The organism is Aeromonas sp. 600724, from assembly GCF_049175135.1.
Lineage (GTDB): Bacteria > Pseudomonadota > Gammaproteobacteria > Enterobacterales > Aeromonadaceae > Aeromonas > Aeromonas veronii_A.
This window is the reverse complement of record NZ_JAAKUM010000010.1, coordinates 1-21529: the sequence shown is the minus strand read 5'-3', so window position 1 is coordinate 21529 and position 21529 is coordinate 1. Positions and strand designations below refer to the sequence as shown.

The following is a 21529-nucleotide window of genomic DNA, read 5'->3' as shown; positions in this document are numbered from 1 at the left end:
GGATCACCGATAGGCCAGAGTGCGCGCCCGTCCTTGAGACTTGGCGTGGTAGAGCGCCTGATCGGCCTGTTCGGTCAGACTCTGCCATGCCTCGTTCAGGGAGGGAACCAGATAGCTAAAGCCTATGCTAACCGTAATGAAATCAGCAACCCGCGAGGCGGGATGGGGCAGTTTTAATCGGGTTAGGCCATCATGGATCCTCTCGGCCAGTTGTTCGGCCTCACCGGGTTGGGGGGCGCAGAGCAGGATGACGAACTCTTCTCCGCCATAACGAGCCACCAGATTGGTAGAACGTCGCTCGGCCTCCCGCAGTACTCGGGCTACCTGCTGCAGGCACTCATCCCCCTTGGTATGACCGAAGTGATCGTTATAGGCCTTGAAGTCGTCGACATCGATCATCAATACCGCCAGCGGATTTTGGGTGCGCCGTGCCCACTCCCATTCCCGTTGCATGGTGATGTCCCACTGGCGCCGATTGGCGATACCAGTCAGAGGGTCTTCCAGCGAGAGCAGGGAGAGGCGGTGATTGGCCTCCTCCAGTGCCCGATTGGTTTCGGCCAGTTGTATCGTGCGTTCGGCAACCCGCTCCTCCAGTTGGCGGTTGAGGGTTTCCAACTGCTCCTGGGTGCGCTGGCGGATCAGTAACTGTGACAGGATGGCGGCGTACTGTTTGAAAATCTCGCTCTGATAAGCCTTGAGTGGTCGGTGACAGAGCAGGTTGTCGGCGGCGATCCAGCCGATGGGAGTGGTGCCATCCCACAGCGAAACCATGGCGTTCCAGCCACGACCTACCTGCTGTTTCTCGTAGTAGAGGGGGGTATCTTCCAGCACCAGTACGTAGTCCTTACGCCTGAGTGCCTCCTGCACCGTGGGGTGCTCCGGAATGGGGCTGACAAAGTCATGTTCGTCTACCAGCTCTCCCTCTTCGCTGGTGCCCCAGGTGCCGCGCATGGTCTTGCCATCGGGTTCGATCAGGAAGATGGCGACCCGATCGAACTGCAGTTCCTTGCGGGCCAGAAGCACGGCGTCCCGCAGCAGATCGTTCTCGCTGCGGCTGCGGGAGAGGGTGACGCTGACCATGTGCAGCGCCTGCAACATGGTGAGAAAAGAGCCCTGCAGCGCCTGACTCTGCACCAGATCGGTCTGGGTATGGAGCCGCTGATCCCGCTCCTGATTGACCTGGCTGGATAGCAGGTGGTTGCTCAATTCGGCGGTCAGATAGTGGATCAGCAGCTGGATCCCCTGACGCTGGCGTGCAGAGAGGCGGTCGATACGGCGGTGGGTCTCCAGATAGATGACCCCTTCCAGGCTCATATGGCGTTTGAGGGGGAAGCAGGCGCGTAGTCGTTGCTGGGCTGGTTCGACATTCTCACCAGAGTCCGGCGGCTGGTAGATCTGCTCGATCACCAGTTGCCCCTTGTCCATCGCCTTGTCGAGCAGATGGTGGGGCAGGGTCAGTTGACCGAGATGGGCGAGATCAAGCGTAGTCAGCCCCTTATCGAGCTGAAAGCTGTAGAGCTGCGGTTCGGGGGCTTTCAGCCAGAGGTAGAGGCGTTCGGCATCGGTTTTTTCACGGATGGTGGCGAGGCTCACTTCGCATAACTGAGCGAAGTTGGTGAAGTGTTCCGGGTCCCATTCCTGCATACCAGCATCCCTTGGATTGTACCCAAGCGAGTATAAACATATTTCTCTTTGATTAATATGTCAGAAAGGAGAGGTGTCGCACATATTGGTTGCATTCCACGTTATGCGTGGAAACATTCACTGCTTTTACTGCCAACTGTGGCGAAAACTGTGCGTAGTGGCGCCACTTGTGGCAGCGTGTATGGCAGATGCGGGGCAAAAAAGAGCCCGCGCAATGGCGGGCTCTCGGGCAGATGAGATGACTCTGTGCGGCTTACTCAGCCTTGGGGGCTACGTCCGCAGGTGTGCTCTCGGCGACCGGGGCTTCCGGTGCCGGACCCGGTACCAGATCTACCGCCGGCTTGGCGATAAGGGAACGGGTCTCTTCCACCGCTTCGGTCAGCTTCACCTCGATGAGCTGGCCGAGCTCGTAGACCACCTCGGTCTTGTCCAGATAGACGCGACCATTGTCCCAGTTGCACTCCAGGCGATCCTTGTTGTCGAGGATATGACGGGCAGGCATGAAGACCACGGCGCCATTCTCCTGCAGACGCAGCTTGAGGCCAGCACGCATCACGTCGATGATCTCGGCGTTGAACACCTTGTCGGTGCCTGCATCGGCCTTCAGGTAGCGGACATAGAGCCAGTCACCGATGTCACGCTCCACCATGCGGTGCAGGCGGCGGCAGGCGGTCAGGTGCTCGGTGAGCTCGGTGCTCGGGCGCTCACCCGGGGTCTTGCCGGCGATGACGGCTTTGAGCAGACGATGGTTGACCATATCGCCGTATTTGCGGATCGGGGAGGTCCAAGTGGCGTAAGCATCCAGACCCAGACCGTAATGGGCGCCCGGTTCGGAGGACATCAGCGCATAGCTCTGGAAGCGGCGGATCTTGCCATCCAGCCAGCGGGTGTCGAGGTTGTCGATCCAGCGGCGCAGGGCGCAGAAGCCGGAGAGGCTGGCGATCTCGTCGCGCTCGAACGGGGCTTCGGCGCTTTTCAGCAGGTCGATGGCGCCGTCGAGGGACTCTTCGTCAAAGCCGGTGTGAACGTTGAAGATGCCGTAACCGACGCTCTTGCCCAGCACGCGACCGGCGCAGATGTTGGCGGCGATCATCGACTCTTCCACCATGCGGTTGGCGATGCGGCGCGGCTCGACGTGGATAGCCAGCACTTCGCCATTCTCGCCCAGCTCGAAGTCGTAGTCGGGACGATCCGGGAATACCAGCGCATGCTCGGTGCGCCACGCGATGCGTGCTTCGGTCATCGCCTTCATCAGCGGCAGCTGGGCCAGCACACCTGCGTCGATAGCCAGCTCTTTGCCATGCTCAGCCCAGTCGGAGACGTCGTCATAGTTGAGACGGGCGTGGGAGCAGATGCGGGCGGCGAAGAACTCGGTCTCCTCCAGCAGCAGACCATCTTCGGCGATCAGCAGACGGGCGCACAGGGTGTTGCGCTCCTCGCCCTCTTTCAGGGAGCAGAGCTCGTCGGAGAGGGTGCGCGGGATCATCGGCACGTTGCGGCCCGGCATGTAGACGGTAAAGGCGCGCTGGGCGGCCTCTTTGTCCAGCTCGCTCCCTTCGGCCACATAGGCGGTCGGGTCAGCGATGGCGACCAGCAGCTCCCAGCCGTTGTCCAGCTTGGTGATGGCCAGCGCATCGTCCATATCCTTGGTCTTGGCACCGTCGATGGTGAAGAAGGGGACTGCGGTCAGATCGCGACGGGGCAGCTCTTCCTCTTCGATCACCTTCCACTCCGGCAAGTCAGCCGGCTCGACCTGGGCCAGATTGTGGCGCGCCAGCACCACCCACCAGGGCACATTGTGATCTTCCTGGGCGGCGATCTTCTGGATAATCTCGGCAGAGAAGTTGCCGTCGACCAGCGCATGGCGCTTGAGGGTCGCCACCACCCAGTCACCTTCCTTGAACTCTTTCTCATCCAGACCCTTCTTGACGCGGGCCTTGATGGCATCCTTGATCAGCGGATGGTCGGCAACCACGTTGAGGCGGTCACGGAACATCTTGACCCGGGCCACGAAGCGGGTGACGGACTGCTCCAGCAGGGTATCCGGCTCGGCCACTTCCTTCTCTTTTTCGGTGCGGATCAGGGCGGTCACCCGGTCACCGTGCATCACCTTCTTCATGTAGGGAGGCGGCACGAAATAGCTGGTCTTCTCATCGACTTCCAGAAAGCCGAAGCCCCGGTCCGAGGCGCGGATCACACCCTCTTTCTTCGGGATGTTTTCGCGGATTTGTTGCTTGAGCTGGGCCAGCAGCGGATTGTCTTGGAACATAAATGGGGAACCTGAGTGGAGACCTGATGAAGAAACGCCCAGCACTATACGTTTTTAGCCCTGCAAAGCCAAGGTGAATGGCCTGATCAGCGTGGTTTCAGAGAGCTGCGGGCATAGTCGATGAGCCGTAAAGAGAGCTGTTTGTGTACCCCTTTTTCCAGTACCCAACGGTGCCAGTAGAGTCGCTCCGTCAGGATGCGCTCTGGGCTGAGGTTGACCAGTGAGCCACTCTCCAGTTGTCTCCTGATCTGTAATTCCGGGATAAGACAGTAGGCCACTCCCTGTTCGGCCATGGCGACAAAGGCCTCCGACGAATGAACCGTATGGCAGGGGTAGCCGCCAGGCTCCAGCCCGAACTGCTCCCTCATAAAGCTTACATGCATGTCATCTCGCTGATCGAACGCTACTGCCGGTGCCTTGGCCAGTGCTTCCCGGGTCAGACCGCGAGGAAAATGGCGAGCCACAAAGGCCGGGCTGGCGGTGAGCAGATAGTTCATCTCACCCAGCTCGTCGACACAGCAACCAGCCAGCGGTTGGGGGCTCAGGCTGACCGCGCCGAAGGCCTGTCCCTCGCGCACCTTGTCGAGGGTGCGGCACTCGTCATCCACCAGCAGGTTGAGTTCGATGGGATGCTGCTCAAGCAAGGGAGTAATCGAGGGCAGAAACCAGGTGGCCAGGCTGTCGGCATTGACGGCGATACTGATCCGGATGGGTGCTTGTGGTGTGGCGGGAGCCAGCTCACCAGCCAGTTCCAGCTCTAGCTGGTGGACCTGACGATAGTGTGCCAGCAGCTTCTGGCCGAGCTGGGTCGCCTGCAACGGCTGGCTGCGGATGAGCAGCGGCTCGGCAAACTGTTGCTCCAGTAGTTTGATCCGCTGGGAGATGGCGGACTGGGTCATGTGCAGTGATTTGGCGGCCCGCTCGAAGTTCTGCTCCTGCAATACCGCATCCAGTGCCCGCAGCAGTTTGTAGTCCAGCTCTTTCATCTTCCCTCCCTTGCGTTGCTTCTGGGCTGACTCTACGTCACTCGGCAGGGGACAACAATGGGTGGCGACAGGGCCGTTACGCTGTGATTTCTGACAGTAGTGATCAGGTTGTTGAGGGAGGATACTGCCCGCTGACCCATGGGTTAGCCTGCGGGCTCATAGCGATCTGTTTATCCCGGGTCTGTTTTCCCGGGATTTTTTATGGCTGCGTTGCCAGCGCCGGTGATGGTTGCTGCAGTAGAGAGTGGCTGGTTTGATAGTGGCCCAGCAGAGGTTTGCCAACGGCACGGGCGAAGCGTTCATCCAGATGGAAGCGGATCCCCACCCCGCGCACGGCCCCCAGATCCACCGCCTGGCGATGGCCGAGGCGCTCGATGGGCAGGCCGAGGCGGCGGAAGATGCGCTCTACCGGCAGGCTGACGACAGCGACCAGCTCACGGATCCCGTGAGCATGGGCGAAGGCATAGACTTCGCGAAAGATGACGCAGGTGAGCTCGCTGACGCCATTGACCATCCGCGGAGCACGGCTGGCATCGATGGCAAGACGGGTCAGTTCCCAGACATCGGGGGTACGCGGTGCACTTTCACCGGCAAGGGCGGTGGGGAAGATGGTGGGCAGCATATAGGCATCGGCACAGTTGAGCAGGCGAATACAGCCGCATAGCCCTTGCTTATCCTCGATCAGCACCCAATGGGTGTCTGGCGTATCAAAACTGTCACGCTCAAGTCCCCGATGGGACTCTACATCCCAGCCGAGCCGGTCGGAAAAGACGCGATTTCGAAAGCGATAGAGTTCATCCTCTACCTCATTTCGTGGATGCTCTCTCAATTTTCCTTTGAAAACCAACATTATGGGCCCTCTGTCTTGCTATTCGCCGTTATAATCACATGTCTGGCCAAGGGGGCTTTCATATGAAAAGAGACCAACTGCTTGAGTATCTCGAACATTTCACTTCGGTGACGGATGGCAACCGTCTGGCCGAGCTGATCGGTCACTTCACGCTCGGGATGGGCTACGACTACTACCGCTTCGCGCTGATCCTGCCGATGTCGATGCAAAGACCCAAGGTGGTGCTGTTCAATCACTGCCCTGACTCCTGGGTGCAGGCCTATACCGAAAACAACATGCTGGCATGTGATCCGGTGATCCAGCTGGCGCGCAAGCAGACCTTGCCCATCTACTGGAATCGCCTCGATGAGCGAGCAAGCTTTCTGCAAGAGGGAAGCATGGATGTGATGGGGCTGGCAGCCGAGTTCGGGCTGCGCAACGGCATCTCCTTCCCCTTGCACGGTGCCGCCGGGGAGAACGGGATCCTCTCCTTTATCACGTCCGAGCGGGCCTCGAGCGATCTGCTGCTGGAGTCGTCGCCGATCCTCTCATGGATGTCGAACTACATCTTCGATGCCGCAATCCGGGTGGTGCGTTTCAGCATGATGGACAGTGCGGGCAAAGAGCCCCTGACCGAGCGCGAAACCGAGTGTCTGTTTTGGGCCAGCGAAGGAAAGACCTCCTGCGAGATAGCCTGCATCCTCGGCATCACGGAGCGCACGGTCAATTACCACCTCAATCAGGTCACCCGCAAAACCGGCTCCATGAACCGCTACCAGGCCATTGCCAAGGGGGTGGGGACCGGCTTGCTGTTGCCCAATCTGGAGCAGGTGGTGGTCACCAATTTTCCCCGAGTGTTGCAGTAGTCCGAGTCTCACATGCCACAGATTCTCCTGCTGCTGTATGAGGGTCACAATTGTCAGATCCGGTAATTGACAAGGGATTGAATAGAAAAGCTTCATCATTAGCAAAATGAATGAACCAGTAAATCAATGAATTTCTAAGAGGGAACAGGGCTCGCTATAGTGCCGTTCATTCATCACTTCGAACGGAACTTTCCATGCTGCTGACCACGACCCTGCAAGGCTTCACCATAGGTCTTGCCATGATCATCCCCATCGGCGCCCAGAATGCCTTTGTGCTGAGCAGAGGCATCCATCGCAATCACCATCTGCTGAGCGCCACACTCTGCAGTTTCTGCGACCTCATTCTGATCGCTATAGGGGTATTTGGCGGAGCCAATCTGCTGGCTGCCAGCCCGATTGGCATGATGCTGCTTACCTGGGGCGGCGTGCTGTTTCTCGGCTGGTTTGGGGTTCGCTCCCTGCGCAGCGCCTGGCATGGACAGGAGGGCGGACTGGCCGACTCTTCGCAACGGATGAGAGCCAGAAGCGTACTGGCCATGACGCTAGGGGTCACCCTGCTCAATCCCCATGTCTATCTCGATACCCTGATGCTGCTCGGCTCCCTTGGCTCTCAGGTGAGCGAGTCCCTGCGTCCGGCCTTTGCTGCGGGGGCCATGCTGGCCTCGCTGGTGTGGTTTTACTCGCTTGCGCTGGGTGCAGCGGCACTGGCGCCTTGGCTGGCCCGCAGCCGGGTGCAGCAGGGGATCGATCTGCTGGTTGGCATCATCATGCTGAGCCTGGCTGTTCAACTGGCCATAGGACGTTGAGGAAGTTAAGGCGGCAGGAATGAGCGACCGGTAACAAAAAGATGACACTCATATGAGTGGCATCTTTACTATTGGAGGGGCTCAGACTCTGAACTGGGAGAGCAGGCGCTGTTGCAGCAGGCTGGCCTGATGGAGCGAGGAGGCGAGTTGCAGACACTCCTGCGCCTCCTGTTCGCCGGTTCTGGCTTGCAGACTGATGCCGGAGACCTTGTCAGAGGAGTGGCTCAGGGTGTGTGACAGTTGACCTGTGGCTACGGCCACCTGCTGCACCATGTCGGCCAGCTGGTCGATGGCGCCTTCCACCTTGAACAGGATCTGCTTGGTGTTCTCGGAGTCCTGCATGCCGGACTCCACCGTCTTGAGGTTGCGCTGCATCATCAGGTAGGCGCTCTCGGTCTGCTGCTGGATGCTGCTGATCACCTGGCTGATCTCGGCGCTTGATGTCGCCGTGCGATTGGCCAGGGTGCGCACCTCGTCCGCGACCACAGCAAAGCCACGTCCCATCTCCCCCGCGCGGGCTGCTTCGATAGCCGCATTGAGGGCCAGCAGGTTGGTCTGCTCCGAGATTTCGCTGATGGTGGAGATGATCTGGCCGATCTGGCCCGCCTGCTCCTTGAGGGCGTTGATGGCGATGGCGCACTCGCCCACCTCCTGCACCACCCGCTGCATGCCCGCACTGGCAGAGGCGACATATTGGCTACTTTCGGTGGTTAGCTGGCGCACCTCGTTGGCATTGTGGGCCGCCATGCTGCAGTTGTCAGAAATACCGGTAGCGACTTGTACCATTTGTTCACTGTCCTGATGCAGGGCCAGCGCATGTTCGGCGGTCTGGCGGCTGCTCTGGCTGATCGCCTCCACCCGGTTGACCGAGGTGTGAACGTGTTCGCTGATGTGCCGGTTGTTGTCCATGGTGGAGCTGATCATCTTCTGCAATTTCTCGATGAAGCGATCCACGCTGTTGGCCAGCGAGCCTATCTCGTCATCCCGCTGCAGGTTGATGCGGGCGTTGAGATCCCCCTCGCCGGCGGCGATATCCTGCATCCGTTTGTCCACTTGCAGCAGCGGGGTGACCAGCTTGCGGGTCAGCCAGAAGCCACAGAGGGTGACCATGATCAGGCTAAGCAACAGGCCGCCCAGCAGCAGGGTGCGGGTTTGGCTGATGATGCCGTTGAGCTGGACTACCTGATCCTCGACGGTGGCATCACCGCTCGCCTCGATGGCAACCAGTTGTTGCTGTAGCTGGTCGGCACTGGCCTCATAGAGAGCCTGCTGGGCCTGATAGCTGCCGAGCGCCTCGATCCACTGCCCCATCAGCTGCTGATGTCGGGCCAACAGGGTGCGATACTGTGTCGCCAGCGGCTTGCCGGCAAATTCGCCGGTTCCCTCGATATCGAACAGCCCGGTACCGAGCATGCTGTCGATCGCTTCGTGATAGAAATCGGTCGCCTCTTTCAGCTCGACCTTGATCGCCTCCGTTACCCCTTGTCTGCGCATCTTCTCCAGCGCATAGAGCTGGCGCAAAAAGCCGATATTGGACTCCATTCCCCCGTCGGCCGCTTCCCAGCGGGTGGAGAGGCCGCTGTTCCAGCTGATGGTCTGGTCGGGGGCCTGGGTCAGCACCTCTACCGCCCCATCGCCAATCACCTCCAGCTGGGTCGAGAGTCGTGCCATCAGCTCGGCGTTGTGATGCAGCGCCTCATCAACCTCGGTATAGGCGTGATAGAGCGTCAACAGCTTCTCTTGTTGTTGTTGATAGGCCAGCTTCTGCTGCTCCATGGTGGCCAGGACTGCGCCATCAATGAGCTGACCCTGGCTGACCCGGGCCAGCGCATCATCGGTCGCCGCCTTGGCGGCATCAAGCTCGGTGCGATTGAGCGGGGTGCCGTTTTGCATCTTCTGAATCTGTAACTGTTGATTGCCCAGTTCGATGGAGCCTTCCATGGCGCCATCGGCGGTCTGCCAGGCGCTTCCCAACACATAGGTGAGCAGGCCGGCCAGCCGCTGGCTGCCATACCAGCCCACGACCCCCATCCCCAGCGTGCAGCCGAGCAAGATGGCAAGACCCAGATTGGCGGTGGTAACAATTTTCATATGATGGCCTTCCTTGGTATCTGCATTGGCATCAATTTCGGTTCCGAACGGATTTAGTGTAGTGGCTCATGCCCAGTCGGAGTCCGGTACGGTGCAGAAACATCCCGTACACGCAGGCTGAACCAGATCAAGCATGGTGGCCAATTTGCGAAAAAGCTTCTCCGGATACCAGGGGGTTGCTGCCCTATGCTGGATACTTATCCAGTTATTCTTTATGCTATGAGCCAATTTGCGAATAGTTGTATTGGTGAGGAGAGAGCCGTGATTGGTCGCTTGAGAGGCATTGTCATTGAGAAGCAGCCCCCCGAGGTCTTGCTGGAAGTAGGCGGGGTTGGTTACGAGGTTCATATGCCGATGAGCTGCTTCTATGATTTGCCGGAGATCGGCAAGGAGGCGACCATCCACACTCACTTCGTGGTGCGGGAAGATGCCCATTTGCTCTATGGTTTTAACCACAAACAGGAGCGGGCGCTGTTCCGCGAGCTGATCAAGACCAACGGAGTCGGCCCCAAGCTGGCGCTGGCTATTCTCTCCGGCATGACAGCTACCCAATTCGTGCTGAGTGTCGAACGTGAAGAGATAAGCTCTTTGGTCAAACTGCCGGGAGTCGGCAAGAAGACCGCCGAGCGTCTGGTGGTGGAGATGAAGGATCGCCTCAAGGGCTGGGTCAGTCACGACCTCTTCTCCCCGGCCATGGTCACCCTGCCAGCCAGTGAGCCAGAATTGCGGGCACCGGATGTGACCGAAGAGGCGGCCAGTGCGCTGGTGGCCCTCGGTTACAAGCCGCAGCAGGCGAGCCAGATTGTCAGCAAGATCGCCAAAGAGGGGATGTCGGTGGAAGATATCATCCGTGAATCCCTGCGTAGCCTGGTATGAGGTAGTTGATGATTGAAGCAGACCGCCTCATTTCGGCCAGTGCTGCCCGTGAGGATGACATTATTGACCGGGCTATCCGCCCCAAGAAGCTGGCTGACTACACCGGTCAGGATACCGTCTGCGAACAGATGGAGATCTTTATCGAAGCGGCCCGTCAGCGGGGAGAAGCGCTCGATCACCTGCTGATCTTCGGTCCGCCGGGTCTGGGCAAGACCACCCTCGCCAACATCGTCGCCAACGAGATGGGGGTCAATATCAAGACCACCTCCGGCCCGGTGCTGGAGAAAGCGGGGGATCTGGCGGCGCTGCTCACCAACCTCGAACCGAACGATGTGCTGTTCATCGACGAGATCCATCGCCTCAGCCCGGTGGTGGAGGAGGTGCTCTATCCGGCGATGGAGGATTACCAGCTCGACATCATGATCGGGGAGGGGCCAGCGGCTCGTTCCATCAAGCTGGATCTGCCTCCCTTCACTCTGATTGGCGCCACCACCCGGGCTGGTTCACTCACCAGCCCGCTGCGGGATCGCTTCGGTATCGTCCAGCGGTTGGAGTTCTACAACGTCAAGGATCTGACCGATATCGTCTCCCGCAGTGCCCGTTGTCTGGGGCTAGATATGACGGAAGATGGTGCCATTGAGGTCGCTCGTCGCTCTCGTGGTACGCCGCGGATTGCTAACCGTTTGTTAAGACGAGTGCGTGACTTCGCCCAGGTCAAATCCGATGGCCGGATCGATGGCCCCATCGCGGCCCGCGCCATGGACATGCTGGATGTCGATAACGAAGGTTTTGACTTCATGGACCGCAAGTTATTGTTGGCTGTGATAGACAAGTTTATGGGGGGCCCTGTGGGTCTCGATAATCTGGCCGCCGCGATCGGGGAGGAGAAAGATACTATCGAAGATGTGCTGGAGCCTTATCTGATCCAGCAAGGGTATCTGCAACGTACACCCAGAGGACGGATTGCGACCACACGAGCCTACGCTCATTTCGGTCTTCAGCGACCAGATGAGAAGTAAAAACAGTCGTTTGAACATGAAACCGCCGTCAAAGGCGGTTTTTTGTTATCCGGGCAAAAAAAAGCCCACGGCGGATGCGGTGGGCAAAGACAATTCAGGATGGATGTTCACAGACAGTGAGTGCGTCTGGACACAGACCGGAAAATAAACAGGTGAGCCGTCGCGAGCTCTCAGAGTCGGTTCAGTTGATAGAGCTGAACAAAGGAAAGCTTGTAGTAACGGATGGTTTTAGCAACAAACTTTTTCATCTTCGATTCCAATAGACAGGTTCAAATTGATGGTCGAATACGTACCGTGAACCCGGATTAACCGGCCTGTATCCAAGGGTATGCCCTCACTGCGAGGCGCATTGTAGGAGCTCGTATCGGCCCGGGCAAACAAGAAAAATTGCAACCTTCAAATTAGTTTATCTAATGTAGTGATTGATGAAATTGGTTCGCATGAGTATGCATTGTTTGTAGTTTTAAATTGAGTTTTCGAATCAGTTCGCCTGACCTGGATAACATGGAAAAAGGCGCGTCATCGACATTTTTCAAATTAAATGGGGTGGCCGGATGTTAAATTCTTAAATTGATTTAAATCAATATTTTACGCATTGTCATCTTTTGTGATCTGGCTCGCTTCAATAATCGTGAAATAGATTAAACATGGCTTTGAAAGCCATGTATGGCGGGTCCTTTTACATTGATTTCAATCAAATAAAGGTGATATAAAAACCCGGTCATAATGAGCGAGAATAAATTGAAGCTTATTGTTTTTTAATTGTTAAACATTAGCTTTGTTTGTGTTTTCGCGTTGCCTTGTTGTTAATATTGGTGGTTACTGAAAGTGTTTTGTTGTGATCCGTCTCAACGGGGCCCATTCGATAACCCCCAACGGAAGCTTTGTGCTTAAAACTTAAAATAGCCGTGCCAATAATCGGTGAGGAAACATCATGATTGCTGAGCATGTGGTAGACCTATCGCGGTTCCAGTTCGCTGCGACGGCCCTTTATCACTTTTTGTTTGTACCCCTGACGCTGGGAATGGCCTTTCTCCTGGCGATCATGGAATCCGTCTATGTGATGACCAACAACACCATCTACCGGGACATGACCAAATTCTGGGGTAAGTTGTTTGGTATCAACTTTGCCCTGGGGGTCACCACAGGTCTGGCCATGGAGTTCCAGTTCGGGACGAACTGGGCGTACTACTCCCATTATGTCGGCGATATCTTCGGGGCCCCGCTGGCTATCGAAGGGCTGATGGCCTTCTTCCTGGAGTCCACCTTCGTCGGTATGTTCTTCTTTGGTTGGGATCGTCTGAGCAAGCATCAGCATCTGGCTGCCACCTGGTTGATGGCGCTGGGTACCAACCTCTCCGCCCTCTGGATCCTGGTCGCCAACGGCTGGATGCAGAACCCGGTCGGGGCAGAGTTCAACTTCGAATCCATGCGGATGGAGATGATGAGCTTCGCTGACGTGGTGCTCAACCCTGTTGCTCAGGTCAAGTTCGTTCACACTGTGGCGGCTGGTTATACCTGTGGCGCCATGTTTGTGCTGGGTATCTCCTCCTACTACCTGTTGAAGAATCGTGATGTGGCGTTTGCCCGTCGCTCCTTCGCCATTGCCGCTGCGTTCGGTATGGCTTCCATCGTGTCCGTGCTGATCCTCGGTGACGAATCCGGTTACGAGACCGGTGAAGTGCAGAAGGTGAAACTGGCCGCTATCGAAGCTGAGTGGGAAACTGAACCTGCTCCGGCCGCCTTTACCCTGTTCGGTATTCCGAATCAGGAAGAGATGCGCACCGACTACGCCATCAAGATCCCCTATGCGCTGGGCATTATCGCGACCCGTTCTCTGGACGGTCAGGTAACCGGTCTGAAGGATCTGAAGAGCGAGCACGAACTGCGCGTTCGTAACGGTATGACCGCTTACGACCTGCTGACCAAGCTGCAATCCGGTGACAAGTCTGACGAGACCCGCGCTCGCTTCGACGAAGTGAAGCAGGATCTGGGCTACGGTCTGCTGCTCAAGCGCTACACCAGCAACGTGACCGATGCTACCGACGAGCAGATCAAGGCCGCAGTGGATGACTCCATCCCGCAGGTTCTGCCGCTGTTCTTCGCCTTCCGCATCATGGTTGCCGTCGGCATGCTGATGCTGGTGCTGATTGGTATGGCCTTCTATGACAGTGCCCGCCACCAGATCGGCAAGCGCAAGTGGCTGCTCAAGGGTCTGCTGTGGGGTATCCCGCTGCCGTGGATCGCCATCGAAGCAGGCTGGTTTGTGGCTGAATATGGTCGCCAACCGTGGACCATTGCAGAGGTGTTGCCGACTTCCCTCTCTGCATCCAATTTGCCTGCAGCCGAGATCTGGTTCTCTCTGATCGGTATCTGCCTGTTCTATACCGTACTTCTGGTTATCGAGATGTACCTGATGTTCAAGTATGCCCGTCTTGGCCCCAGCAGCCTGAAGACTGGCAAGTATCACTTTGAACAGATCAAGGCATAAGGAGAGCGACCATGTTTGATTACGAAACTCTGCGTGTCATCTGGTGGGCTCTGGTCGGCGTACTGCTGATCGGTTTTGCCATCACTGACGGCTTCGACATGGGGGTAGGCGCACTGCTCCCGTTCGTCGGCAAGAAAGATGTCGAGCGCCGCGTGATGCTCAACACCATGGGGCCGCACTGGGAAGGTAACCAGGTTTGGCTGGTCACTGCCGGTGGCGCCTTGTTCGCCGCCTGGCCGATGGTGTATGCCGCGACCTTCTCCGGCTTCTACATCGCCATGATCCTGACCTTGATGGCGCTGTTCCTGCGTCCGGTCGGTTTCAAGTACCGCTCCCTGCGTGCTGATGCAAAATGGCGCAGCAACTGGGACTGGGCCTTGTTCGCCGGTAGCGCCGTACCGCCCATCGTCTTTGGTGTGGCCTTTGGCAACCTGCTGCAAGGCGTTCCGTTCGAGTTTAACCAGTTCATGATGTTGACCTATCACGGCAACTTCTTCGGCCTGCTTAACCCGTTCGGCATTCTGGCTGGTCTGGTGAGCCTGTTCATGCTGCTCACCCAGGGCGCAACCTGGTTGATGATGAAGACCGACGGTGAAGTGCTGGCGCGTTCCCGCACTGCCGCCATGATCTGTTCACTGATGACCCTGGTGCTGTTTGCTGCCGCGGGTTGGTGGGTAAGCGGTATGGAAGGGTATGTCATCGTCAAGGCTGCCGCGACAGACGCAGTATCCAACCCGATGAACAAGGAAGTTGTCCTGCAGGCTGGTGCCTGGATGAACAACTACACCCTCTATCCGTGGATGGTGGCTGCCCCTGTACTGGGCCTGGCCATGAGCCTGCTGACTGCGCTGTTTGCCCGCATGAACATCGGCTGGCTGGCGTTTACCAGCTCCTCACTGGCGATTGCCGGGGTCATCCTCACTGCCGGTTTCTCCATGTTCCCGTTCGTGATGCCCTCAAGCCTTGAGCCGTCACTGAGCCTGACCATGTGGGATGCTACCGCCTCTTTCAACACCTTGCAGGTGATGACTGTGGCTGCAGCGATCTTCGTACCGATTGTGCTGGGTTACACCATCTGGACTTACATCAAGATGTTTGGCCGGGTAACCAACAAGCACATCGAAGATAACCAACAATCTCTCTATTAAGAGGTGCGCTGACAATGTGGTATTTCACCTGGATCCTGGGGCTGTTGCTGGCCTGTGCATTTGGCATCATCAATGCGCTGTGGCTGGAACACACCGAGAACATGGATCGTCAGATCGATGAAAACAAGTGATCGACTCGCCAGGCTGGCCGCTCCACTGGAGCGGCAGCCGTGGCAGGGGTTGATGTTACTCGCGGCGGCCTTGTTGGCCGTCGCTATTTTACAGGCCCCCAATCTGATCGCGGCCAACACCAGCGAGCATGGTCTCTGGCTTGCTCCCTGGCTGATGTGGGCCGTCTGTTGTGGCGTACTTAACGGGCTTGGCTTTCATCTGAAAAGCCTGCCCGGACGTGTGCTGTTCAACCCCTGGCTCGCCTGGCCCAGTTTGTTGTATGGCCTCTGGCTGACACATTCATATTTCCTTTCATAAAAAACGGGGGGAGGCAGGATTTCCCTGTCTCCCCCTGCTTCTTTCCTATTCAGCCCTGCGCTATGATAGCCCCCCATCTGACTGTCGAATGGATCACAGATTGTTATGGGGGAAGTCTTTGAGTTTCCGGTACGTGTCTACTACGAAGACACCGATGCCGGGGGCATCGTCTACAACGCCAATTATCTCAAGTTTATGGAACGTGCTCGCACCGAGTTTCTTCGTGCCAAAGGGGTCGAACAGGACGTCTGGCTGCAGGAGGGATATGCCTTCGTGGTGAGCCGAACTGAGATCGATTTCCGCTCGGCGGCCCGTTTTAATGAACTATTGAATGTATTAACGCAAGTGATTGAAGTGAAACGCGCATCCCTGCGTTTTTCGCAGCAGATCCTGGCGGCTGATGGACGACTCGTCACCCAGGCTTTGGTACAGATAGCCTGTGTAAGTCATCCGCAAATGAAACCTGTAGCTATACCTGAAAAAATCAAGGGAGTGCTGTTAAGTGCACGCTGAAATTTCGTTTATTGGCCTGTTTTGGCAAGCCAGCCTGTTGGTAAAACTGGTCATGATCACCCTGATGAGCATGTCTATTGTCTCCTGGGCGCTGATTATCCAGCGTTCCAAGGCGATCAAGGCGGCCAATCTCGCATCGGAACAGTTTGAAGATCGCTTCTGGTCAGGGGTCGATCTCAATCGCCTCTATCAGGAGTCCTCTTCCCGCCGCGATGATATCGAAGGCATGGAAGATATCTTCTACTCCGGCTTCAAGGAGTATGCCCGCCTGCTCAAGGCCGGGGCCCGTGGTCAGGATGCGGTGATGGATGGTACCTACCGTGCCATGCGCGTCTCCCTCTCCCGTGCGGTGGATGATCTGGAATCCAACCTGCCGGTGCTGGCGACCATCGGCTCCATCAGCCCCTACATCGGTCTGTTCGGTACCGTCTGGGGGATCATGAACGCCTTTATCGCCCTGGGTCAGGTGCAGCAGGCCACCCTGCAGATGGTGGCACCGGGTATCGCGGAAGCGCTGATTGCGACCGCAATGGGTCTGTTTGCCGCTATCCCGGCGGTAATCTTCTACAACCGCTTCTCCAACAAGGTCGAGCGGCTAGAGAACGCCTACGCCAACTTCATGGACGAGTTCACCACCATTCTGAACCGTCAAATTGCTCAGCAGCAGGGTGATCAGTAATGCAAACCTATCAGCGGATCCGGCGCAAGAAGGTGGCCGAGATCAACGTGGTTCCCTATATCGACGTCATGCTGGTGCTGCTTATCATCTTTATGGCGGTCACGCCGGTGATCACGCAAGGGGTCAAGGTGGATCTGCCGCAGGCTGAGTCCGAGCAGTTGCCGGAAGATGCCAAGCCGCCCTTCATCGTCAGCGTCAATACCGAAGGCGAGTATGTCATCAAGGCTGGCGAAGCCGATGACGAGCCGGTGCCAAGTGGCACGCCAGAGGCGATGCAGCAATACATCACCGAAAAAGCCATGGGCTATCTGGCGATCAACCAGAATGCCCCCGTGGTGGTCGCGGGTGACAAGGCCGTGCGCTACGAAGAGGTGATCCTGTTGATGGTGGCCCTCAAGAATGCGGGTGTGCCTCAGGTTGGCCTGATGACAGATCCGGTGAACTAACGGAGATGGATGTGAAGCGTGGTATTTCCGGTTATCTCATCGCGTCGTTTCTGCTGCACCTGATCATCGGCATCATCCTGTTTGTCGGGCTCGATTTCAGCAAACCGAAACGACCCGAATCGAAGGGGCAGATCGTCAATGCCGTGATGCTTGATGAGAACTTCCTCAACGAGCAGGCCAAGCAGATCCAGCAGCAGAAAGCTCAGCCCAAGCCGCAGAAGGTAGAGAAAGAGAAGGATAAGGAAGATACGGATCTTGCCAAACGCGAACTAGCCCAGCAGCAGGAACGGCTGCGTATTGCCGAGGCCAAGCGGAAAGAAGCAGAAGAGGCGACCCGCAAGGCCGAGGCTGAGAAGCAGAAAAAAGTTGCCGAGCAGAAGCGGGCGGAAGAGAAGGCGCAGAAAGCCGAGGAGGCCCGCAAGCTGGAAGAGCAGAAGGCCAAGAAGGCGGAAGCCGAGCGCAAGGCTGCTGAAGAGGCCAAGGCACTGGCGCTGAAGAAAAAGAAAGAGCTCGAGAAAAAACAGGCGGAAGAGAAGGCTAAAGCCGAGGAGGCCAAAGCCAAGAAAGCGGAAGCTGACAAGAAGGCCAAGGCTGAGGCAGAGAAGAAAGCCAAGGCAGAGGCTGAGAAAAAAGCCAAAGCCGAGGCTGAGAAGAAGGCCAAGGAAGAGGCAGCCAAAAAGGCAAAAGCTGACGCAGAGAAGAAAGCCAAGGCTGAAGCCGAGAAGCAGGCCAAGATCGCGGCAGAACGCAAACGCAAAGCGGCCGAGGAGGCCAGACTGCAAAAAGAGATGGAAGCCATGATGCAGCAGCAGCTGGCGGCTGAAGCCAATGCCCGCAGCCAGGCTGCCTCTGCAGCGGCACAAGGTGAAGTCGACAAGTATGCGGCGCTCATCAAGGCCACTGTTGAGCGGTATATGATTTTGGATCCCACCATGCGGGGCAAAACATGTACTATCGGCGTACGTCTTGCGAGCAGTGGCTTTGTCATATCGGTAGATAACGGCCAGGGTGACCCGGCGGTCTGTCGTTCGGGTAAGGCGGCTGTCTTGAAAGCCAATCAACTGCCAGTGCCCAAGGATCCTGCGGCATTCGAGATGTTGAAGGAATTTAACCTGAAGTTAGAACCGAGTATCTAAGCGTGATAAAACGAGGTTGCTTGCCTCCGGTTGGCAACCTCTCGCCGAGAAAGGAATTTAACCTCTCATCTTTATTGGAACCGAGTATTTAAGCCATGATCAGAAAAGTATTTTTTGCTTTGGTTGGCTGTTTGTTGCTGGGCCAGAGTGCCCAGGCGGCCCTGGACATCGTCATCACCGGCGGTATTGATAGCGCACGCCCCATCGCCGTCGCCCCCTTCAAGTGGGAAGGCAACGGGCAGTTGCCGCAGGACATCGCGGAAGTGGTCTCCAACGACCTGATGCGCAGTGGCAAATTCAAGCCGCTGGCCCGTGGCCAGATGCCGCAGACTCCGAGCAGCAGCAGCGAGATCAACTTCGCACCCTGGGCCGCTCAAGGGGTTGAGGCCGTAGTCGTCGGTTCCATCTCGGCGGTGGGTGACGGCACCTACAAGGTCAACTTCGAGCTGGTCGATGTGCTGAAGGGTCAGCTGGCCAAGGCACAAGGCGGCGAGGCGAACGGTTACATCCTGGATAGCCGTATGGCGACCATCCCGGGTGCCCAGATGCGCCAGTTTGCCCACCGTATTTCCGACATCGTCTATGAGCGTCTGACTGGCGAGCGCGGTGCCTTCCTGACCCGTCTGGCTTACGTCTCCGTACAGCAGGGTACCCAGTTCCCGTACCAGCTGCGCATTTCTGACTACGACGGTTACAACGAGAAGACTCTGCTGCGCTCTCGCGAGCCGTTGATGTCTCCCTCCTGGTCACCGGATGGCAGCAAGCTGGCCTACGTGAGCTTCGAGAACCAGAAGTCCGAAATCTATGTGCAGGATATCTACACCCAGCAGCGCAGCCTGATCACCAGTTTCCGTGGCATTAACGGGGCCCCTGAGTGGTCTCCTGATGGTCGTCGTCTGGCTATCGTTCTCTCCAAAGATGGTTCACCCAACCTCTATGTGGTTGATGTCGCTAGCAAGCAGCTTACCCGCGTCACTACCAGCCGCGTGATCGACACCGAACCCTCCTGGATGCCGGACGGGCAAAATTTGTTGTTCACCTCTGAACGTGGTGGCAAACCCCAGATTTATAGCGTAAATTTGGCGACTGGTATGACTCGCCGGATGACTTGGGAAGGTGAATCCAACCAGGGTGCATCCATCACTCCTGATGGCAAAATCATGGTGATGGTGACCCGTGTTCAGGGACAGTATCGTATTGCCCGTCAGGACATGGAAAACAATGCCCTGCTGGTCCTGACCCAGAGTGCTCTGGATGAGTCGCCAAGTGTGGCTCCCAATGGCAGCATGATCATTTATGCCACCATCTATCAGGGTCGTAAGAGTCTCGCGTTGGTGTCGACTGATGGTCGCTTCAAGGCTGTGCTTCCGACCAGTAGCGGTGAAATTCGTGCACCAGCTTGGTCGCCCTTCTTGAATTGATAAAAATCCAATTGTTTTTTGTTTTGTTATAAAGGTTTAAGGAAATAGCATGCAACTCAATAAACTGCTCAAGGGTTTGGCCATCGCACTGCCACTGTTCACCCTGGCCGCTTGTAGTTCTTCTTCTGATTCCGACGCCGCTGGCGCTGAATCAGGTATGACCGACGGCATGGGCGGTGTACAAACCGGCGGCGCCAACGGCATGTTGTCCCCGGAAGAGCAGATGCGTCAGAAGTTCGAAGCACTGCAGCGTGACAACGTGATCTACTTCCCGTTCGACGGTTACGATATCCAGGGTCAGTACGCTGATCTGCTGGATGCCCACGCCAGCTACCTGCGCGAGCGCCCGAGCGTGAAAGTCCTGATCGAAGGTCACGCCGATGAGCGCGGTACTCCGGAGTACAACATCGCCCTGGGCGAGCGTCGTGCCAAGGCTGTTGCCAAGTATCTGCAAACCCTGGGTGTGCAGGCCGAGCAGCTCTCCATCGTCAGCTATGGCGAAGAGAAGCCGCTGGATCTGTCCCACACCGAGGATGCCTTTGCCAAAAACCGCCGCGCGGTTCTGGTTTACTAAGGTTTGAACCGAACGAAGTTCGTTTATATGCAAGCGGCCATTTCGATGGCCGTTTTATTTGCACTAAACGCCAAGGTTTGATCCGAATGAAATCTGTATATGCGAGCGACGATGGCGCTGGCCGTTTTATCTGTACTAAACGCTAAGGTTTGATCCGAATGAAATCTGTGTACAAGCAAGCTGTCGTTGCGCTGGCCGTAATGGTTGCTCTGAATGCGCAAGCTGCGGCACCGGTCAGCGATCTGGGCGGTGACTCAAGTGGTGGGGTTGTCCTTAGCGGCAACAACGGCGCCATCGTGCCCACCGGTAGCCTGGAAGATCGGGTTGCCCTGCTGGAGCGCACCCTCAATGCCCGTCTGCGACTGCAAGCTGAATTGCAGCAACAGGTCGACTCCCTGCAAGGGGAGGTCTCCGAGCTGCGTGGTCAGCTGGAGCAGCAGACCTACCAGATGGAACAGTCGCAAGAGCGCCAGCGTCAGCTCTACCAGGAGCTCGACAAGGTTGCCAGCAGCCAGCAGGCTGCTCCAGCCGCCCCGGCCCCTGCTGCTGCCACACCGGCTGCTGCCGCCAATTACTCAACTAATCAGGATGAGAATCAGGCCTACGACGCAGCGGTCAACATGGTGCTCAAAGAGAAGAACTACGACAAAGCCATTCCGGCTTTCCAGGGCTTCATCAAGCAGTACCCCAATTCGGGCTATGTTCCCAATGCACACTACTGGCTCGGCCAGTTGCTGTTCAACAAGGGTGACAGAGCCGGAGCCTCGGCCCAGTTTTCGACCGTGGCCAACAAATACAGCAAATCCCCCAAGCGAGCCGATGCGCTGCTGAAGCTGGGTATGCTGGCGCAACTGGATGGCAAGAAGGCGGAAGCCAAATCCTTCTATGAGCAGGTGATCAAGGGCTATCCCAACACCTCGCCAGCCCAGTTGGCCAAACAGAGTCTGGCCAAGCTGTAACATTGCTGTATGTCACTGTTTTCGTAACGCTACTGTAAAAACAGCCTGCATTTGTACGCACAGTGAGCAAACGGATTTAAATTACGAATTTTCTGTTGCACCGGAAATTTAAATCCGTAATATAGGCCGCCGTCAGAGCCGAAGCAGTAATGCAGTCGGAACTGGTCGTGGTGAGGGTCGTTAGCTCAGTCGGTAGAGCAGTTGACTTTTAATCAATTGGTCGCTGGTTCGAATCCAGCACGACCCACCATTTTCTCCACTCGGTGGAGACAGAATTCCCAGGTCGTTTAGCTCAGCTGGGAGAGCACCTCCCTTACAAGGAGGGGGTCACTGGTTCGATCCCAGTA

20 protein-coding genes and 2 tRNA genes are annotated in these 21529 nt (G+C 57.0%); 17 read left to right on the top strand and 5 right to left on the bottom strand.

Annotated features, from left to right (window positions below; all coding sequences use genetic code 11):
- Window positions 1-3 precede the first annotated feature (3 nt).
- The 4 genes from G5168_RS10820 to G5168_RS10805 all read right to left on the bottom strand — a co-directional run bounded on the left by G5168_RS10820 (window position 4) and on the right by G5168_RS10805 (window position 5749).
- Entirely contained in the window at window positions 4-1644 is a 1641-nt protein-coding gene (locus tag G5168_RS10820; protein ID WP_227341411.1) for a GGDEF domain-containing protein, read from the bottom strand.
- Window positions 1645-1897: 253 nt separating this feature from the next.
- Entirely contained in the window at window positions 1898-3913 is a 2016-nt protein-coding gene (locus tag G5168_RS10815; RefSeq protein ID WP_216952067.1) for an exoribonuclease II, read from the bottom strand.
- An 86-nt stretch (window positions 3914-3999) separates the two neighbouring features.
- Complete coding sequence (locus tag G5168_RS10810) at window positions 4000-4899, bottom strand: LysR family transcriptional regulator ArgP (RefSeq protein WP_216979494.1); 900 nt, start codon at window positions 4897-4899, stop codon at window positions 4000-4002.
- A 199-nt stretch (window positions 4900-5098) separates the two neighbouring features.
- The gene (locus G5168_RS10805) at window positions 5099-5749 is read right to left on the bottom strand and encodes an acyl-homoserine-lactone synthase (RefSeq protein WP_216979493.1); all 651 of its coding nucleotides are present in this window, start codon (window positions 5747-5749) and stop codon (window positions 5099-5101) included.
- A gap of 62 nt (window positions 5750-5811) precedes the next feature.
- Between G5168_RS10805 and G5168_RS10800 the strand changes: the two genes are divergently transcribed.
- Window positions 5812-6594: a LuxR family transcriptional regulator gene (locus G5168_RS10800; RefSeq protein ID WP_216952064.1), complete on the top strand. Its 783-nt coding sequence runs from the start codon at window positions 5812-5814 to the stop codon at window positions 6592-6594.
- A gap of 194 nt (window positions 6595-6788) precedes the next feature.
- Window positions 6789-7400, top strand: a complete 612-nt coding sequence (gene lysE / locus G5168_RS10795; RefSeq protein WP_421252193.1) for an L-lysine exporter — start codon at window positions 6789-6791, stop codon at window positions 7398-7400.
- Window positions 7401-7481: 81 nt separating this feature from the next.
- Here the strand turns inward: lysE and G5168_RS10790 are convergent, their stop codons facing one another.
- Complete coding sequence (locus G5168_RS10790; protein WP_227341409.1) at window positions 7482-9491, bottom strand: methyl-accepting chemotaxis protein; 2010 nt, start codon at window positions 9489-9491, stop codon at window positions 7482-7484.
- Between the two features lie 261 nt (window positions 9492-9752).
- Here G5168_RS10790 and ruvA point away from each other — a divergent pair, with 261 nt between their 5' ends.
- The 15 genes from ruvA (at window position 9753) to G5168_RS10715 (ending at window position 21529) form a co-directional block, all read left to right on the top strand.
- Entirely contained in the window at window positions 9753-10367 is a 615-nt protein-coding gene (gene ruvA / locus G5168_RS10785; RefSeq protein ID WP_227341408.1) for a Holliday junction branch migration protein RuvA, read from the top strand.
- An 8-nt stretch (window positions 10368-10375) separates the two neighbouring features.
- Window positions 10376-11386, top strand: a complete 1011-nt coding sequence (gene ruvB / locus G5168_RS10780; protein WP_005335744.1) for a Holliday junction branch migration DNA helicase RuvB — start codon at window positions 10376-10378, stop codon at window positions 11384-11386.
- A gap of 934 nt (window positions 11387-12320) precedes the next feature.
- Window positions 12321-13877, top strand: coding sequence for a cytochrome ubiquinol oxidase subunit I (locus tag G5168_RS10775; protein WP_005335743.1), 1557 nt, complete (start codon window positions 12321-12323; stop codon window positions 13875-13877).
- A gap of 11 nt (window positions 13878-13888) precedes the next feature.
- A complete protein-coding gene (gene cydB, locus G5168_RS10770) occupies window positions 13889-15025 on the top strand; it encodes a cytochrome d ubiquinol oxidase subunit II (protein ID WP_421252192.1) in 1137 nt (378 codons plus the stop codon).
- A 14-nt stretch (window positions 15026-15039) separates the two neighbouring features.
- Window positions 15040-15156, top strand: a complete 117-nt coding sequence (gene cydX, locus G5168_RS10765; protein ID WP_005304933.1) for a cytochrome bd-I oxidase subunit CydX — start codon at window positions 15040-15042, stop codon at window positions 15154-15156.
- Entirely contained in the window at window positions 15143-15454 is a 312-nt protein-coding gene (locus G5168_RS10760) for a cyd operon YbgE family protein (protein ID WP_041202810.1), read from the top strand. The genes cydX and G5168_RS10760 overlap by 14 nt, the downstream gene beginning before the upstream one ends.
- A gap of 105 nt (window positions 15455-15559) precedes the next feature.
- Window positions 15560-15967, top strand: coding sequence for a tol-pal system-associated acyl-CoA thioesterase (gene ybgC, locus G5168_RS10755; protein ID WP_005343212.1), 408 nt, complete (start codon window positions 15560-15562; stop codon window positions 15965-15967).
- 1 nt (window position 15968) lies between these two features.
- On the top strand, window positions 15969-16646 hold the full coding sequence (tolQ, locus tag G5168_RS10750; RefSeq protein ID WP_216954450.1) for a protein TolQ: 678 nt from the start codon (window positions 15969-15971) through the stop codon (window positions 16644-16646).
- Window positions 16646-17092: a protein TolR gene (tolR, locus tag G5168_RS10745; RefSeq protein ID WP_005335733.1), complete on the top strand. Its 447-nt coding sequence runs from the start codon at window positions 16646-16648 to the stop codon at window positions 17090-17092. The genes tolQ and tolR overlap by 1 nt, the downstream gene beginning before the upstream one ends.
- A gap of 5 nt (window positions 17093-17097) precedes the next feature.
- A complete protein-coding gene (tolA, locus tag G5168_RS10740) occupies window positions 17098-18228 on the top strand; it encodes a cell envelope integrity protein TolA (protein WP_216979490.1) in 1131 nt (376 codons plus the stop codon).
- Window positions 18229-18323: 95 nt separating this feature from the next.
- Window positions 18324-19649 (top strand): Tol-Pal system beta propeller repeat protein TolB, encoded by a 1326-nt coding sequence (gene tolB / locus G5168_RS10735; RefSeq protein ID WP_216952059.1) that lies wholly within the window; start codon window positions 18324-18326, stop codon window positions 19647-19649.
- 49 nt (window positions 19650-19698) lie between these two features.
- Window positions 19699-20223, top strand: coding sequence for a peptidoglycan-associated lipoprotein Pal (gene pal / locus G5168_RS10730; protein ID WP_005313284.1), 525 nt, complete (start codon window positions 19699-19701; stop codon window positions 20221-20223).
- A gap of 158 nt (window positions 20224-20381) precedes the next feature.
- Window positions 20382-21182 carry a tol-pal system protein YbgF gene (gene ybgF, locus G5168_RS10725; RefSeq protein WP_064339412.1) on the top strand — a complete coding sequence of 267 codons (801 nt, stop codon included), beginning with the start codon at window positions 20382-20384 and terminating at the stop codon, window positions 21180-21182.
- Between the two features lie 174 nt (window positions 21183-21356).
- Window positions 21357-21432 (top strand) — tRNA-Lys (locus tag G5168_RS10720).
- A gap of 39 nt (window positions 21433-21471) precedes the next feature.
- Window positions 21472-21529, top strand: a tRNA-Val gene (locus G5168_RS10715).

What these genes read in the sequence shown, in the direction of transcription:
- G5168_RS10820 (WP_227341411.1), bottom strand. Translation starts at nt 1,644, where the DNA reads ATGCAGGAATGGGACCCGGAACACTTCACCAACTTCGCTCAGTTATGC.
- G5168_RS10815 (WP_216952067.1), bottom strand. Translation starts at nt 3,913, where the DNA reads ATGTTCCAAGACAATCCGCTGCTGGCCCAGCTCAAGCAACAAATCCGC.
- G5168_RS10810 (WP_216979494.1), bottom strand. Translation starts at nt 4,899, where the DNA reads ATGAAAGAGCTGGACTACAAACTGCTGCGGGCACTGGATGCGGTATTG.
- G5168_RS10805 (WP_216979493.1), bottom strand. Translation starts at nt 5,749, where the DNA reads ATGTTGGTTTTCAAAGGAAAATTGAGAGAGCATCCACGAAATGAGGTA.
- G5168_RS10800 (WP_216952064.1), top strand. Translation starts at nt 5,812, where the DNA reads ATGAAAAGAGACCAACTGCTTGAGTATCTCGAACATTTCACTTCGGTG.
- lysE (WP_421252193.1), top strand. Translation starts at nt 6,789, where the DNA reads ATGCTGCTGACCACGACCCTGCAAGGCTTCACCATAGGTCTTGCCATG.
- G5168_RS10790 (WP_227341409.1), bottom strand. Translation starts at nt 9,491, where the DNA reads ATGAAAATTGTTACCACCGCCAATCTGGGTCTTGCCATCTTGCTCGGC.
- ruvB (WP_005335744.1), top strand. Translation starts at nt 10,376, where the DNA reads ATGATTGAAGCAGACCGCCTCATTTCGGCCAGTGCTGCCCGTGAGGAT.
- G5168_RS10775 (WP_005335743.1), top strand. Translation starts at nt 12,321, where the DNA reads ATGATTGCTGAGCATGTGGTAGACCTATCGCGGTTCCAGTTCGCTGCG.
- cydB (WP_421252192.1), top strand. Translation starts at nt 13,889, where the DNA reads ATGTTTGATTACGAAACTCTGCGTGTCATCTGGTGGGCTCTGGTCGGC.
- cydX (WP_005304933.1), top strand. Translation starts at nt 15,040, where the DNA reads ATGTGGTATTTCACCTGGATCCTGGGGCTGTTGCTGGCCTGTGCATTT.
- G5168_RS10760 (WP_041202810.1), top strand. Translation starts at nt 15,143, where the DNA reads ATGAAAACAAGTGATCGACTCGCCAGGCTGGCCGCTCCACTGGAGCGG.
- ybgC (WP_005343212.1), top strand. Translation starts at nt 15,560, where the DNA reads ATGGGGGAAGTCTTTGAGTTTCCGGTACGTGTCTACTACGAAGACACC.
- tolR (WP_005335733.1), top strand. Translation starts at nt 16,646, where the DNA reads ATGCAAACCTATCAGCGGATCCGGCGCAAGAAGGTGGCCGAGATCAAC.
- tolA (WP_216979490.1), top strand. Translation starts at nt 17,098, where the DNA reads ATGGATGTGAAGCGTGGTATTTCCGGTTATCTCATCGCGTCGTTTCTG.
- tolB (WP_216952059.1), top strand. Translation starts at nt 18,324, where the DNA reads ATGATCAGAAAAGTATTTTTTGCTTTGGTTGGCTGTTTGTTGCTGGGC.
- pal (WP_005313284.1), top strand. Translation starts at nt 19,699, where the DNA reads ATGCAACTCAATAAACTGCTCAAGGGTTTGGCCATCGCACTGCCACTG.
- ybgF (WP_064339412.1), top strand. Translation starts at nt 20,382, where the DNA reads ATGAAATCTGTGTACAAGCAAGCTGTCGTTGCGCTGGCCGTAATGGTT.